The organism is Sandarakinorhabdus cyanobacteriorum (assembly GCF_002251755.1).
Classification (GTDB): domain Bacteria; phylum Pseudomonadota; class Alphaproteobacteria; order Sphingomonadales; family Sphingomonadaceae; genus Sandarakinorhabdus; species Sandarakinorhabdus cyanobacteriorum.
The window spans coordinates 1-14775 of sequence record NZ_NOXT01000108.1 but is presented as its reverse complement, the minus strand read 5'-3'; the positions used below and the strand labels follow the sequence as shown (position 1 = coordinate 14775).

Below are 14775 nucleotides of genomic sequence, written 5' to 3'. Positions count from 1 at the left end.
CGGGAACCGATGCGAACCATGGCCAGCTTGCGCAGCGGCCATGCGACATGGCCGGGCCGGTTCATCCCGGAACAACGGAAGAAGCACGCGCCTATATTCGATTTTCGCCGGCATGCAAGCGGGAATGGCGTGGACCTAGGTTGCGAGGCGGCGGGGCAGGCGCTGAAAATGCCTCTCGCTTGGGGAGCGGGCAATCGGCTAACAGGGCGAGGTGCTGACCGGGCTTGCCATACAGAATATCGTGCTGATCGAGGCGCTGGCGCTGGATCTGGCGCCGGGGCTGGTTGTGCTGACCGGAGAAACCGGGGCCGGCAAGTCCATCTTGCTGGATGCGCTGGGGCTCGTGCTGGGCAATCGTGCCGATGCCGGGCTGGTGCGCGCGGGCTGCGAAGCGGCGCGGGTGGTGGCCGAATTCGAGGTTGCGGCGGACCACCCGGTGCGGGCGCTGCTGGCCGAGCATGAGCTGGATGGTGATGGCCCGATCATCCTGCGCCGCCAGTTGAAGGCCGATGGCGGCAGCCGGGCCTTTGTGAACGACCAGCCGGTCTCGGCGGCGTTGCTGCGCGAACTGGGCGGCGCGCTGGTTGAAATCCATGGCCAGCATGACGAGCGCGGCCTGTTGAGCCCCAAGGGCCATCGCGCGCTGCTGGACCAGTTTGGCGGGCTGGGCGGAGCCGTTGCGGACTGCAGGACGGCCTGGACGGCGTGGAAGGCGGCCGAAGCCGAGGCACAGGCCGCCAGGGCCCGGTTGGCTGAGGACCAGCGCGACCGCGAGTGGCTGGATCATGCCGTGGCCGAATTGCAGGCTCTCGCGGCCCAAGTGGGGGAAGAGGGCGAACTAGCCCTTGCCCGTGCCGCCATGCAGAAGGGCGCGCGCATTGCCGATGATCTGGCGGCCGTGGCCGGACAATTGACCACGGGCAGCGCCACGCTGGCCCAGGCCGCCCGCCGGCTTGACCGGATCAGCGGAGAGCATGATCTGCTGGCCGAGGCGCTGGCCGCGCTGGACCGGGCGCTGGTGGAGGCTGGCGAGGCTGAAACCCGCCTGATCGAGGCGACGCAGGCACTGGACGCCGACCCGGCCCGGCTGGAACAGGTGGAGGCGCGGCTGTTCGAGCTGCGGGCGATGGCGCGCAAGCACAAGGTGGAGGCCGATGCGCTGCCGGCGTTGGCCGAAACGCTGCAGGCCCGTGCGGCCGCATTGGTGGCAGGCGAGGGTGGGCTGGTGGCGCTGGATGCAGCGGTGGCGGCGGCCGAAGCAGCCTATGGCCGGGCAGCGGCGCAGCTGTCGGCCGCGCGCACGGCAGCCGCAGCCCGGCTGGATTCAGCGGTGGCCGGCGAACTGGCCCCGCTGAAGCTGGATACCGCCCGGTTCCGCACCGCGTTGGCAGCGCTGCCAGTGAGCGACTGGGGGCCGGAGGGGCAGGAACGGGTGGAGTTCGAGATTGCCACCAATCCGGGCGCCGATTTCGCGCCGCTGATGAAAATCGCGTCGGGCGGGGAATTGTCGCGCTTCATCCTGGCGTTGAAGGTGGCGCTGGCCAGCACGGGCAGCGCCGGCACGATGATCTTTGACGAGATTGACCGCGGGGTGGGTGGTGCCGTGGCCTCTGCCATTGGCGAGCGGCTGGCGCGGCTGGCAGGCCAGGCCCAGGTGCTGGTGGTGACCCACAGCCCGCAGGTGGCGGCGCGTGGCCACAGCCATTGGCGCATCGAAAAGGCCAGCGACGGCAGCATGGCGCGCACCAATCTGGCGTTGCTTGACGCCGCGGCCCGGCAGGAAGAGATTGCCCGCATGTTGTCGGGGGCGGACGTGACGCCCGAAGCCCGGGCCCAGGCCCGGCGCCTGCTGGAAGGGGATTGAATGATGCACGCGGTTGATCGGCGCCAGATGTTGCAGGCCATTGCCATGGCGGCGGCCGGGGCGGGTGCGGCAGGCCGGGCCGGTGCGCAACTGCCGCTGCCGCCGTTGGCGCCGTTGCGCCATGATGCGGTGCAGTCGTTGATTGATGAATATGTGGCGCAAGGGCGGGTACCAGGGGCGGTGGTGGCGCTGGTGGAACCCGGCAAGCACAAGCCGGTGTTTGTTTCGGCCGGTGTCACGGCCTTTGGCGGCAGCACCAAGGTGACGCCCGACACGCTGTGGCGGGTCTATTCCATGTCGAAGCCGATTACCGCCATGGCGATCATGCAGCGGGTGGCCACCGGCGAATTGAAGCTGGACCAGCCGATCGCCGACATCATGCCGGAGTTCCGGCAGATGACTGTGCTGATCGATCCGGCCAAGGGGCTGGAATCGCGGCCGGCGGCGCGGCCGATCACGGTGCGCCACCTGCTGACCCACACGGCCGGTTTTTCCTATTCCATCAATGGCAACGGCCCGCTGGAGAAGGAATATAGGCGGATCGGCATCCAGCCGGGCAGCGTGCCGGCCTTCCTGCAACCGGGCGAGGGGCCGCTGCCCGATCTGCAGGTGATGGCCACGGCGCTGGCCGGGCTGCCGCTGGTGCTGGATCCGGGAACGGCGTGGAAATATTCGGTGGGCCTCGACGTGGCCGGCGCCCTGCTGGAACGCCTGACCAGCAAGACGTTCGACACGGTGCTGGAGCAGCAGATCCTGGGGCCGCTGGGGATGCGGGACACCGGTTTCTGGGCGCAGGACAAGGCGCGGCTGGCGGCCAATTATCTGTGGACGGCGCCCGGCACCACCAAGCGGCTGGACAAGCCGATCCCGATTTCGCTGCTGGAAAAGGATGGATTCACCACCCGGCCCAAGCTGCTTTCGGGCGGTGGCGGGTTGGTGAGTTCGGCGCGCGATTATGCCAGGTTTGCGCAAATGGTTCTGAACGAAGGGCAATTTGAAGGCCGCACCATTTTGCCGCGCGGTGTGGCGCGGTTGGCGACCAGCAATTTGCTGCCGCCGGGCGTGTTTTTCGATGGCAGCCATGGCTATGGCGCTGGCGGGCGGGTCACCCTGTTCGACACCCGGGGCACGGGCCAGGCGGCGACATCGACCTGGGGTGGCGGCACCGCTGATGCCTATGGCTGGGGCGGGGCTGCCGGCACCTTGTTCATGGCCGACCGGGTCCGGCAGTTCGGCGTGGTGCTGATGCTGCAGACCATGGGCGATTCGACCTTGCCGCGCGACAGGGATCTGGCTGCGGCGCTGGCGCGGGATGCGGATGGGCGCTGAGGCGCCTGCCCGCAGGGTTGCACGGGCCATGCTGGCCATCGCCTATGCGGCGGTTGGTGTTATCCATCTGAAAAGCCCGGATGGTTTTCTGCCCATCGTGCCGGATTGGGTACCGTTTCCGCGCGATGTGGTGCTGGCGACGGGGGTGGCGGAAATTGCCGGCGCGATTGGCCTGATGATCCCGCGCCTGCGGGTGGCGGCGGCCTGGGGTTTGGCGGCCTATGCGGTGTGCGTGTTCCCGGCGAATATCAAGCATGCCGTGGAAGGCATTGCGATCAATGGGCAAATCCTGGGCTGGGGTTATCATGGGCCGCGGTTGCTGGCGCAGCCCGTGATCGTGTGGTGGGCGCTGTGGGCTGGCGGCGTCACCCATTGGCCATTCGGGGGGAGGCGCTGATGTTCATCGGGCATTTCGCGGCATCGGTGGCGGTGAAGACGGTGCGGCCGCAGCTGCCGTTCTGGGCCTGTGTGGGGGCGGCGCAGCTGATGGACATTGGCTGGGCCGGGCTGATCTGGGCGGGGGTGGAGAAGCTGCGGGTGGTGCCCGGCCTGCCCGGATCGCCGCTCGATTTGTATCACATGCCTTATACGCACAGTCTTTTGGCGGCGATATTGTGGTCGCTGGCGGCGGCTGCGGTGGCCGCACGCTGGTATGGCGTGACCGCTTTGTGGCTGGGCGTGGCGGTTTTCTCGCACTGGGTGGCCGATTTCGTCGTGCACCGGCCTGATCTGCTGCTGTGGCCGGGCGGCACGCTGAAACTGGGCCTGGGGCTGTGGAATTTGCCGGTGCTGGAGATGCTGGTGGTAGCGGGTCTGCTCGGCCTGGCGGTGGCCTGGTGGGTGGGCCGGCGCGTGGCGGCGGGGCAGGCGGCCCGGCCGGCGCTGGGCTGGTTTTTCGGTTTGCTGGTGCTGGGCGCGGTCAATGCCGTGCCGGGCGAGCCGCCAAGCCCGGCCGGCATGGCGGCGCTGGCGCTGCTGGGCTTTGGGCTGGCGATCGGGTTGGGTTGGCTGGTTGACCGCGCCGACCGGCGAACCTGACGGGTGCCGGCTGTCGCGGGGGTGTCTGGGTGGGCCAGTGCCCCCGCGACCCGGCTGGGCCATAACAGGGGGGAACGGCCGAGCCGGTGCCGGCTGCCTTCACAATAGTTACATGACTGTAATGTGCAAGGCCGAAATCCGGCCCGTGCGGGTCAGCGGCGCGGCGCCAGACCGTCGCTGATCAGGGCGTGGGCAGCCGCAGCAATGTCGGCCGTGCTGCGCGTTTCATCCCAAACGCCGAACTTCAGGCCCAGGAACACGTTCATGCCCATGATGGCCCAGGCGCGCACCTGCCAGTCGCCATCCGAAACCTCACCCTTGCCGAAGGCTTGGGCCAATGAGGTGGCATAGCCTTCGGCGACGCTGACATAATGGGCGCGATAGGCGTCTTCGGCGACGAAGGCGCTTTCATCGATGATGCGATAGAGCGCCTTGTGGGTGCGGACGAAATCGAGAAAGGCGGCGAGGCCGGCGCGTTCGCCGGACAGGCGATCGGGCGCCGCCAATATGTGCGGCACGACATGCTCGCGCACCTGGCGGCTCATGTCGGCCACGAGCGCGCGGAACACCGCCTCTTTCGAATCGAACCAGGTGTAGAAGCTGCCGATGGCGACGCCGGCGCGCTGGGCGATGCGCGCGATGCTGCCGTCGTGATAGCCGCGCTCGCCAAATTCGGCGGCGGCGGCATCCAGGATGATGCGCACGGTGCGCTGCCCGCGGGCGGTGCGCGGGGTCTTGTCGGCGGCGGCCACCGGCAAGGGGGGCGCTTGTTGCTGCAAAGTCACATCCTCAGCCAATCCCGCCCCCAATAGCCACAAATTGCCGGCCTGTCTTGTTCCAGAGTTGAATCCTGGTTCAGGTTTCAGTATTCCATTGCCCAAGCAGAAACAAGCCCGGCCATCGGAAGCGGCCCGGCCCTGGTGGGGAGAGCGATGATGACAATGCGTGTGCGCATGATGCTGTTGGCCGGTGTGGGGCTGCTGGGTGCGCTGCCGGTGGCGGCGCAGGCCGATCAGGCGGCCGCGGCCGTGGCGGCGGACGACAGCGTTGAATCCGCCGAGATTGTGGTGTCGGCCCGCCGGCGTGAGGAAAAGCTGATCGACGTACCGGTGGCCGTCACCGCCTTTTCGCAGGCCGATCTGCAGAAATTCCAGGCGGTTGACCTGTCGGGCCTGCAAGGCACGGCGCCCAACCTCAACCTGGTGCAGGGGCGTGGTTCGGCGGCGAGTGCCAATATCTTCATCCGCGGCCTGGGCCAGCCCGATGCGCTGCAGACGTTCGATCCGGCCGTCGGCATCTATGTCGATGGTGTCTATCTGTCCCGCATCCAGGGCGCGCTGCTCAATCTGTTCGATGTCGAGCGGATCGAGGTGCTGCGCGGGCCGCAGGGCACGCTTTATGGCAAGAACACCACGGGCGGCGCCCTGTCCATCGTCAGCCGCAAGCCCAGCTTCACCGACACGCGCGCCGAAGCCTCGGTGCAATATGGCAGCTACAACCAGTGGGTGCTGAACGGCTATGTATCTGCACCGCTGGGTGGCGACCGGCTGGCGCTGAGCCTGGCGGGCCAGTGGGACAAGCGCGATGGCCTGGTGACCGATCCGCGCACGGGCCGCAAGTACAACGACCGGGACAGCCTGACCTTCCGGTCCATCCTGCGTGCACAGGCGACCGACAATCTCGAAATCCTGATGTCGGGCGATTACAACCGGCAGCGCAATGCCCTGACCCTGGGCTATCCCACCGCGCCGCTGATCCAGACCAGCCTGTTCCCGGCTGGCGTGCGCACGGCGGTGCCGGCCGAGCCCTATGGCCGTTATGATTTCCGCGCCTCAACCAGCTTCCGCGGCAATGAAGGCCAGAAGCTTGACCATTGGGGCGCCAATATCACCGCCAACTGGACGGTGAACGACGCCATCACCCTGACCAGCATCACCAGCTGGCGCAAGCTGGACCCGGACCTGTTCATCGACATCGATGCCGCCGAAACCGAGATGGGCGATGTGTTCGTGGGGATCGACCAGCGCCAGTTCAGCCAGGAAATGCAGCTGAAGTGGAACACGGAGAAATTCTCCGGCGTGTTCGGGCTGTTTTACCTGAACGAGCGGGTGCGGTCGCACCAGGAAGCCTATGCCGATGACCTGTTCACCTTCCTGGGCGGCCCGGTGACCTTCACGCGGCTGATCGATGATGCCCAGCGCACCAAGAGCTATGCCGCCTTTGGCCAGGCAAGCTACAAGTTCACCGAGGCGCTGAGCTTCACGGCCGGCCTGCGTTACACCTGGGAGGAGCGGACCTACAATCGCTTCACCACCACGGCCTCGAACCAGGCGTTTCTGAACAATGTCGCGTTCCGCTTCCCGGACAATCTGCCGGCGCCGCTGAACCTCGACAACAAGGCCGAATTTGGCGCGTGGACGCCCAGTTTCACCCTGTCGTACAAGCCGGGCGATGACAGCCTGCTTTATGTCTCGGCTGCCCGTGGCTTCAAGTCGGGCGGGTTCAACGGCCGTGCCAACAGTGTGAATGATCTGACGCTGGTGGTGAACGGCGCGCCGACGCTGGTGACGCGCTTCAACCCGGAAACCGTGTGGACCTATGAAACCGGCGCCAAGGGCAGCTTTGCCGATGCCAAGCTGTTTGTCGCGGCCAGCCTGTTCTACAGCGATTTCCGCGATTTCCAGGCGCGTGTGGGCGGCGGCACCGTGGGGTCGACGGGGGTGTTCCCGGTGCTGAACGCCGGCAAGATGTCCATCTGGGGCTTTGAACTGGAGGCCACGGCCAAGCCGACCAAATATTGGACCCTGCGCGGCAGCCTTGGCTATCTCGATGCCAAATATGATGTGTTCAACGACGGGCGCCGGGTGCCGCCGCAAAGCTTCAGCTGCAACCCGACCGGCAATGCCGTGACCTGCGAGCCGGCCTTTGCGCCGCCGATCACGCTGAACCTGGCCACCGATTATCGCATCCCGGTGGGCGAGGGCAGCATCACGCTGGGCGTGGATGCCCGCCATGTTGGCAAGCATTTCCTGAGCGTGGACAACCGCCCCGGCCTGACCGAGCCGGGCTATTGGCTGGCCAACGCGCTGGTGCGTTATGATGCGGCCGGTGGCCGCTGGTATGGCCAGGCGGGCGTGAAGAATCTGTTTGACCGGCTGTACCGGACGGACGGGCAGGAGTTCAGTTCGGTGGGGAATATCCAGACGGTTTATTATGGTGACCCGCGCACGTTCAGCGTGATGGTGGGCGTGCGGTTCTGAGCGCAGCGCTGCCGGGCGAGTGGATAGTGCACAGCACTATCCACCGACTCCGGCAAGCTCGGCCGGCGACCAAAAAGGGCGGCCCTCAGGCCGCCCTTTTCGTGAGTCGTCCGACGGCGCGGCTCTGCCGCGCTTTTTCTGCCTTTCCTCCCCCTGTTCAGCGGACTCGGCGGCTTTTCCGCCGGCCGCGCGGCCTTTGGGCGAGGCCATATGGCAAAGGCGCGGCCCCCTCCGCCCTGCGGGCACCTCCCCCAGAGGGGGAGGATCTGAGTGGCGATCCCGGTGGTATGGGCGCTGCCCCTCCGTCGCCTGCGGCGCCACCTCCCCAAACAAGTTTGGGGAGGATCGGGGCGGCAAGCCCGCTGGTATGGGCGCAGCCCCTCCGCCGCGCTCCGCTCGGCACCGCCCCAAACAAGTTTGGGGAGGACCTGATTTGCCATTCAGCCCCAATCCACGCCGGACAGCCTCAGCTGCTCCGCCAGCTCCGCCTGCATCCGGGCCAGCGCGGCGGCGTCGCGGGCTTCGACGCGGGCGGTTACGGCTGCTTGGGTGTTGGAGGCGCGCAGCAGCCACCAGCCGTCGTCGCGCATGACGCGGGCGCCGTCGGTTTCATTGATGCGCGCGTTGGTGGCGCGCAAACGGGCCAGCACCTCGGCGACCACGGCGAATTTGCGATTCTCGGGGCAGGGGATGCGCAGTTCGGGCGTGTTGACCATCACCGGCATGGCGGATTTCAGCGCGGTGAGGCTGGTGCCGGCGGCGCTGACGGCCTCCATCAGGCGCAGCGCGGCCAAAATGCCGTCATCCACACCGTACCAGCGGTGGCCAAAGATGATGTGGCCGCCCATTTCGCCGGCCAGCGGCGCATCCAGCGCCTGCAACCGGGCCTTGACCAGGCTGTGGCCGGATTTCCACATGTCGGGCCGGCCGCCCAGGGCGGCGATGCGATCGAACAGGGCCTGGCTGGCCTTCACATCAGCGATGATGGCAGCGCCTGGCTGGGCCTTGAGCACCGGTTCGGCCAGGATGGCCAGCAGTTCATCGCCCCCCAACATGCGCCCCTGGCCATCGACTGCGCCGATGCGATCGGCGTCGCCATCGAAGGCGACTCCAAAATCGCAGCCGCGGTCGATCACCACCCGTTTCAGATCGGCCAGATTGGCTTCGATGGTGGGATCAGGTTCGTGATTGGGGAAGCGGCCGTCAACTTCGCTGTGCACCAGATGGTGCGTGCCGGGCAGCAGGCGGATCAGCCGCTCCACCACCGGGCCGGCGGCGCCGTTGCTGCAATCCCAGGCGATGGTGAAGGCACCGCCCTGATAATCGCCGGCCAGCCGGGCGACATAGCGATCGATCATGGGGGCATGGCTGAGCCTGCCGGCGTCGCTTTCCCAATTGCCGGCGGCCGAGATCGCGCCCAGTTCCGCGATATCCGCGCCATAGAATGGACGGTGGCGCAGGATAAGCTTGATGCCATTCCATTCCGGTGGGTTGTGGCTGGCGGTGATCATCAGCCCGGCATCGGCGCCGGTGTCGAACACGCTGAAGTAGAGCATGGGTGACGGGGCAAGGCCGATGTCGGTGACATCGCAGCCGCTGGCCAGGAGGCCCCTGGTGGCTGCAGCGGCGAGTTCGGGCGAGGTGAGACGGCCATCCCGGCCCAGCATGACGCGGCTGCCGCCATCGCGCCTGACCATGGTGCCGAAACTGCGGGCGGCGGCTTCGACATCAGCGGCATCGAGATCGGTGCCGACGACGCCACGGATATCATATTCGCGCAAAGCGACGGGGTTCAGGCGGTGGGCCATGCTGGGGTTCAATCCCGGCTGTCGCGGCGCTTTTCGGCGGCGCTGATCAGCAGGTCGCGCGCGGCGGTGAGGGCCTGGGCCTGATCATCGCTGCCGCCGGCATCGGGGTGGGCGCTGGCCATTTTCTGCCGCCAGGCCTGCCAGATCACCTCGGCCGGCGCGTCTTCGGGTACGCCGAGCAGGCGGGCGGCGGACGTGAGGCGGCGGTTGCCGCTGGAGCCGTTGCTGTTCCAGACCCACCAGCCAAAGGCGATGGCGGCGGCCAGGGCGGCCATCAGGATGCGGCCGCTGGTGAGGAAGCGCACGGCGAGCAGGCCGGCCGCCGCGGTGCCACCCAACCGGATGAGATTGGGCAGCAGCAGGCCTTCGCGGTGCAGCCACCAAGCCAGCGCGGCGACGGCAAGGATCGCCAGCAGCATCAGGCGGCCAGATCGACGCCGCCGGGCAGGTTGAGGCCGGCGATGAGCGCGCGCAGTTCGTTGCGGGCGGCGACGTGGGACAGCGAGAAATCGGTGAGGGCGGCGCGATCCAGCAGGGTGAGGCCGCGCGGGAAGAATTCGCGGTAGATGACGCGTTCGGACAGGCCGGGCAGCACGCGGAAGCCGATGCGCTTGGCCAGGCCATCAAGCGCGGCGCCCACGCGCTGCTTGTTGCGGGCATCAAGGGCGGAGAGGCGGTTGCGCAAGACCACCCAATCCATCTGCTTGCCCTGTTCGCGGGCGCGGGCCGTGCGGGCTTCCCAGACGAGTTCGGCGTAGAAGCTGGGCTTGTTGACCGCGAAGGTCTCGCCATCGACTTCGCCGATCAGGTCGAAATCGACGAAACTGTCATTGATCGGGGTGACCAGCGTGTCGGCGCGGGCCATGGCGGCGCGGGCCAGGGCCGAATCGCGGCCGGGGGAATCGACCACGATGAAATCGAGCACGCTGGCCTGGGAAAAGCGCAGGGCAAGTTCATCGACGGCGCCATCCCCATCGGCAACCACGGCAACATCGGGGACGGGCAGGGTGAGGCCGTGACGCTGGGCATGGTGCCAGCGGTTTTCGAGATAGCGGGTGGACGTGCGCTGCCGGCTGTCGAGATCGATCAGCGCGGTGCGGTGGCCGGCCAGCGCCAGGGCGACGCCGATATGGACGGCGGTGGTGGATTTGCCGGTGCCGCCCTTTTCATTGGCGAGCACGATCACATGTGCGGTCACGATTATCCCCATCCCGACTGGCAGCCTTGAGGCTTGCAACTGGCGCCCGTATCGCCCACAGCCGGGCGCGCAAGTCAACCGCGTGAAGTGCTTATGACCAGCCCGCTGCCCATCGTGCGAACCCCAGCCGCGCTCCGCGCCCAGGTGCGGGCCTGGCAGCTGGCGGGCAAGCGTGTGGCGTTTGTGCCGACCATGGGCGCGCTGCATGCCGGCCATCTGGCGCTGGTGGGCAAGGGGCTGGAACAGGCCGATGTGGTGGCCGCGTCGATTTTCGTGAACCCCAAGCAGTTTGGCCCCGGCGAGGATCTGGACCGTTATCCGCGTGACGAGGCCGGCGATGCCGCCAAGCTGGCCGGGGCGGGGTGCAGCCTTTTGTATGCGCCGGATGTGGCGACCATGTATCCGCCGGGCTTTGCCAGTTTCGTGCGGGTGTCGGGCTTGCCCGATCTGTTGTGCGGGCGGGTGCGGCCGGGGCATTTCGATGGTGTGGCGACCGTGGTGGCCAAGCTGCTGAGTGCCGCTGGCGCCGATGTGGCGGTGTTTGGCGAGAAGGATTGGCAGCAGCTGGCGATCATCCGGCGCATGGCGGCCGATCTCGACATTGCGACGCGGATCATCGGTTGTGCCATCGTGCGCGATGCGGACGGGTTGGCGCTTTCGAGCCGCAATGCCTATCTGTCGGCCGATGAACGCGCCCGCGCGCTGGCGCTGCCGCGGGCGCTGGTGGCGACGCGCGATGCGATATTGGCCGGCATGCCGGTGGCCGCCGCGCTGGCGGCTGGGGAACGGAGGATCAAGGCCGCCGGGTTCGTGCGGCTGGATTATCTGGAGCTGGTCGACGGCGAGAGCCTGCACAGCCTTGGCGTGGCCCAGCCCGGCGCGCGGCTGATGGGGGCCGGGGTGATTGGCACGACGCGGCTGATCGACAATATCGCGCTTTAGAGCGGTTTCCGACCAATCTGAACCACCGTCATCGCCCTTTGGGCGACCCCTTCGGGGCGGGGCGCTTTTGGCGCAGGGCGGCGTCATTCGTCGGTTGCGATGGCCAAGCATCGCCCCCGTCTCACTCCTTGCCCAGTACCAAAATCACCTCCGTGCCAGTGATCCCTATTGGTCCGAAACCGCTCTAACGCCGGCCGCGCAGGGGGAAGCCGGGATCGAAGGCGGAGATGCCGGGCCCGAACAGGCCGGGGTTGCTGATATCGGCGTTGAAGCTGCGGCGGGCATCGCCGCTGGTGAAGCCAAAGCCAAAGCCGCTGATGTTGCCAAAGCGGCTGCGGCCCTGGGTGACCGAAACGGCAGCCATGCCGGTTTCGCCCACCGGCACGATGGCGGTGCCGGAGATGCCGAAGGTGCCGCCGCTGCCGGCAAACATGGTCATTTCACCGTGGACCTTGCGGTCGTTGATGGGCGGGCCATCGGCGGCGAAGAATTCGGGGTAGAGCGGCCGGTCGAGCACAGACGGGCGTGGGGTTTGCACCGGGGTGAGCACCGGCGCCTTTTCGGGGCCGTTGGCTGCCGCCGTGATGACGGCGTCGCGCTGGGCGTCTGACAGGCGGATCACCTCCGTGGCGGCGGCCGGCGCGGCGATCAAGGCCAGGATCAGGGCATAGCGCATCATTCAGTTTTGCGCCTCGCTTGCTTGCCGTTGCCTGAACGGGCCGTGGGCATCGAGATATTCAATTTCCTCGATCATCGCCCGGGTTTCGCGGCCGAGATAATCGGCAACGGCCTGGCGGAAGCCGGCGTTGGCGATGAAATGCGCCGAGATCACCGGGGTGGGGCGATAACCGCGCGCCAGCTTGTGCTGGCCTTGCGCGCCGGCTTCTACGCGGGCGCGGCCATTGGCGATGGCCCATTCGATGGCCTGGTAATAGCATAGCTCGAAATGCAGGAAGGGCACATCCTGGGTGCAGCCCCAATAGCGGCCATAGAGGCATTCATCGCCGATGAAGTTGAGGGCGCCGGCAATCGGCTGGCCGGCGCGGGCCGCGAACATCAGCAGGATGCGATCCCCCATCGTCTCGCCGATCTGGCTGAAAAAGCGGCGGGTGAGATAGGGCTGGCCCCATTTGCGCGCACCCGTGTCCTGATAGAAGGTCCAGAACGCGTCCCAATGGCTTTCCGTGATCTCGGCGCCGGTCAGGTGGATGATGTCGAGGCCGGCGACCGCGCGTTCGCGCTCCTTGCGGATCATCTTGCGGCGGGAGGAGGAGAGGGCGGCCAGAAAATCGCCGAAATCGCGGTAATTGTCGTTCTGCCAGTGGAATTGTTCACCCATGCGGATCAGCCAGCCGGCATCGCGGAACAGCGGCTGTTGTTCGGGTGTGATGAAGGTGGCGTGGGCGCTGGAGAAATTGTTCGACGTCGTGATCTGTTCGGCCGCCGCGATCAGGGCGGGGGCGCACGCCGCGTCGCGCAGCAGCAACCGTGGCCCGGTGGCCGGCGTGAACGGAAAGGCCGCCTGCAGCTTGGGATAATAACGGCCGCCGGCGCGTTCCAGCGCATCGGCCCAGGCATGATCGAAGACATATTCGCCCTGGCTGTGGGTTTTGAGGTAACAGGGCAGGATGCCGGCCGGGCGGCCATCCTCACCGTCAGCAACCAGATGCACGGGTTGCCAGCCGGTGCGCGCCGTGGCGCTGCCCGAATCCTCCAGCGCGCGGAAAAATTCACCTTGCGCAAAGGGATGGCCATTGCCGGCGCAGATGTTCCAATCGGCCAGCGCGATCTCGCTGGCCTTGCCCACCACACGCACCTGCCATTCGGCCATCAGGCGATCTCGATCACCGCATCCACTTCCACGGCAACGCCGCGCGGCAGCACGGCGACGCCCACGGCCGAGCGGGCGTGGCGGCCGGCATCGCCAAACACCTCTACCATCAGGTTGGACGCGCCGTTGCCCACCTCGGGCTGATCGGTGAAATCGGGGTGGCTGGCGACGAACACGCCCAGCTTCACGATGCGCTTGACGCGCGCCAGATCACCGAGCGCCGCCTTCATCTGGGCAATCAGGCCCACGGCGCAGCGGCGGGCGGCGGCCTGGCCATAGGCGACATCCACCGTGTCACCCAGCCGGCCTTTCATCAGGCTGCCATCCTCGGCAAAGGGGATCTGGCCGCTGATGTGCATCAGCTGGCCAGTGGTGACGGTGGGCACATAATTGGCGGCCGGGGCGGCGGCGTTGGGCAGGGTGATGCCGAGTTCGGCGAGCTTTTGTTCCGGGGTCATGGGATCAGCCTTTCAGGATGGTTTCGATGTGGGACAGCATCGCCGGCCAATCATCATGGCGGGCATGGGCATCGGGGCTCATCGGGATGAGGTGGCGCACTTCCGGTTCGGCCACCATGTGCAGGCGGTGGACATGGGGCACATGCGCCTTCACCGATGTGTGGTTGGGCGGCAGATCATCGATGAAGATGGTCTCGGTCGGCTGAAATTCGTCGAGCAGCTTCTTCAGCGGCGCGCCCTTGCCGCCCTGGTTGCCGATGACGCGATAGGGCATGCCGAGCCGGGCCAGTTCGGTGGTGCGGCGGGCGGCGTGATGATCGGCAATGTTGGTGAGCACCACCACGTCGCAATCCTTGGCCAGCTGCCCCAGCGCATCAGCGGCGCCGACGATCGGATGCTGATTGTGCATCCAGTCGGCAAAGAAGCCGTTCAGGAGCGGCGGGAAGTCCTGCGCCGGCACGGCGGTGCCGTCGGGGCGCTTCACATTGCCGGTCAGCGCGAAGGTGTCGAGGCTGAGGGTGAGGCCGTGCACGGCGCGCAGATAATCGATGAACGGCGCGATGAAGTGCAGCAGCACGCCATCGCAATCGGAAACGATCAGCGGCCGTTGTTTCACCAGTCTGTCCCTCCCAGCTGGCGGGCGGCGCCGGCGAGGGTTTCGGGCTTCACGCCCAGCGCCTCGGCCGTGGCGAGCAGGTCATGCTCGTTGGCCATCAGATAATCCATCAGCGCCATCAGCGTGGCGGGTTCGCCGGCGTGCGCGCGCAGTTCCGCCACGTCCATGCCGGTCAAGGCCAGGAAGCGCGGGCCCATCGCCTCGTCACCGGCGACATGGGCCAGCGCCTGCAGCGCCAGCACGGCCGGATCTGTGGAGGAGGGGCGGTCACGCAGCACGCAGCCAGCCCTACCGGCTGGCGCGGGCGCTGCCAAGCGGACAGCGATGGTTGTGATGGTCGCGGCCGGGCCGGCATGGCGAAATCTGGGAGTGGTCGTGGCTGCCAACCGGGCCTAGCCCGCCTTATTCATGAGCCTTCCTGTCAGGGCGTT

General features: G+C 67.2%; 15 protein-coding genes. 6 read left to right on the top strand and 9 right to left on the bottom strand.

Features of this window, described 5'->3' with window-relative positions:
* The first annotated feature begins 211 nt into the window (after positions 1-211).
* Genes recN through CHU93_RS08590 form a run of 4 tightly spaced genes read left to right on the top strand, consistent with a single transcriptional unit; the run spans position 212 to position 4231 of the window.
* Positions 212-1864, top strand: a complete 1653-nt coding sequence (recN, locus tag CHU93_RS08605; protein WP_094473685.1) for a DNA repair protein RecN — start codon at positions 212-214, stop codon at positions 1862-1864.
* Positions 1865-3193: a serine hydrolase domain-containing protein gene (locus CHU93_RS08600; protein ID WP_094473684.1), complete on the top strand. Its 1329-nt coding sequence runs from the start codon at positions 1865-1867 to the stop codon at positions 3191-3193.
* Between the two features lie 28 nt (positions 3194-3221).
* Complete coding sequence (locus tag CHU93_RS08595) at positions 3222-3590, top strand: DoxX family protein (RefSeq protein ID WP_243375450.1); 369 nt, start codon at positions 3222-3224, stop codon at positions 3588-3590.
* Positions 3590-4231, top strand: coding sequence for a metal-dependent hydrolase (locus tag CHU93_RS08590; RefSeq protein WP_094473682.1), 642 nt, complete (start codon positions 3590-3592; stop codon positions 4229-4231). The genes CHU93_RS08595 and CHU93_RS08590 overlap by 1 nt, the downstream gene beginning before the upstream one ends.
* Before the next feature lie 152 nt (positions 4232-4383).
* Here the strand turns inward: CHU93_RS08590 and CHU93_RS08585 are convergent, their stop codons facing one another.
* A complete protein-coding gene (locus CHU93_RS08585) occupies positions 4384-4983 on the bottom strand; it encodes a TetR/AcrR family transcriptional regulator (protein ID WP_243375447.1) in 600 nt (199 codons plus the stop codon).
* A gap of 180 nt (positions 4984-5163) precedes the next feature.
* Between CHU93_RS08585 and CHU93_RS08580 the strand changes: the two genes are divergently transcribed.
* Positions 5164-7491: a TonB-dependent receptor gene (locus CHU93_RS08580; protein WP_094473681.1), complete on the top strand. Its 2328-nt coding sequence runs from the start codon at positions 5164-5166 to the stop codon at positions 7489-7491.
* 440 nt (positions 7492-7931) lie between these two features.
* Here the strand turns inward: CHU93_RS08580 and pgmG are convergent, their stop codons facing one another.
* The 3 genes from pgmG to CHU93_RS08565 are packed head-to-tail and all read right to left on the bottom strand — an operon-like array spanning position 7932 to position 10509.
* Positions 7932-9299, bottom strand: a complete 1368-nt coding sequence (gene pgmG / locus CHU93_RS08575) for a phosphoglucomutase/phosphomannomutase PgmG (protein WP_094473680.1) — start codon at positions 9297-9299, stop codon at positions 7932-7934.
* Positions 9300-9307: 8 nt separating this feature from the next.
* On the bottom strand, positions 9308-9718 hold the full coding sequence (locus CHU93_RS08570) for a J domain-containing protein (RefSeq protein ID WP_094473679.1): 411 nt from the start codon (positions 9716-9718) through the stop codon (positions 9308-9310).
* Positions 9718-10509, bottom strand: a complete 792-nt coding sequence (locus tag CHU93_RS08565) for a division plane positioning ATPase MipZ (protein ID WP_094473678.1) — start codon at positions 10507-10509, stop codon at positions 9718-9720. The genes CHU93_RS08570 and CHU93_RS08565 overlap by 1 nt, the downstream gene beginning before the upstream one ends.
* An 81-nt stretch (positions 10510-10590) precedes the next feature.
* Between CHU93_RS08565 and panC the strand changes: the two genes are divergently transcribed.
* Positions 10591-11439: a pantoate--beta-alanine ligase gene (panC, locus tag CHU93_RS08560; RefSeq protein ID WP_094473677.1), complete on the top strand. Its 849-nt coding sequence runs from the start codon at positions 10591-10593 to the stop codon at positions 11437-11439.
* Positions 11440-11623: 184 nt separating this feature from the next.
* Here the strand turns inward: panC and CHU93_RS08555 are convergent, their stop codons facing one another.
* From CHU93_RS08555 to CHU93_RS08535, 5 genes are read right to left on the bottom strand one after another with little or no spacing between them, the layout of a single operon-like run.
* Complete coding sequence (locus CHU93_RS08555; RefSeq protein WP_094473676.1) at positions 11624-12118, bottom strand: hypothetical protein; 495 nt, start codon at positions 12116-12118, stop codon at positions 11624-11626.
* Complete coding sequence (locus tag CHU93_RS08550; protein WP_094473675.1) at positions 12119-13270, bottom strand: GNAT family N-acetyltransferase; 1152 nt, start codon at positions 13268-13270, stop codon at positions 12119-12121. It lies immediately after the preceding gene.
* Positions 13270-13728, bottom strand: coding sequence for a RidA family protein (locus CHU93_RS08545; protein ID WP_094473674.1), 459 nt, complete (start codon positions 13726-13728; stop codon positions 13270-13272). Before CHU93_RS08545 ends, CHU93_RS08550 begins: the two co-directional genes overlap by 1 nt.
* Before the next feature lie 4 nt (positions 13729-13732).
* Positions 13733-14344, bottom strand: a complete 612-nt coding sequence (locus CHU93_RS08540; protein ID WP_094473673.1) for a hypothetical protein — start codon at positions 14342-14344, stop codon at positions 13733-13735.
* Positions 14341-14622, bottom strand: a complete 282-nt coding sequence (locus tag CHU93_RS08535; RefSeq protein WP_243375443.1) for a DUF3572 domain-containing protein — start codon at positions 14620-14622, stop codon at positions 14341-14343. The genes CHU93_RS08540 and CHU93_RS08535 overlap by 4 nt, the downstream gene beginning before the upstream one ends.
* Positions 14623-14775: the final 153 nt, after the last annotated feature.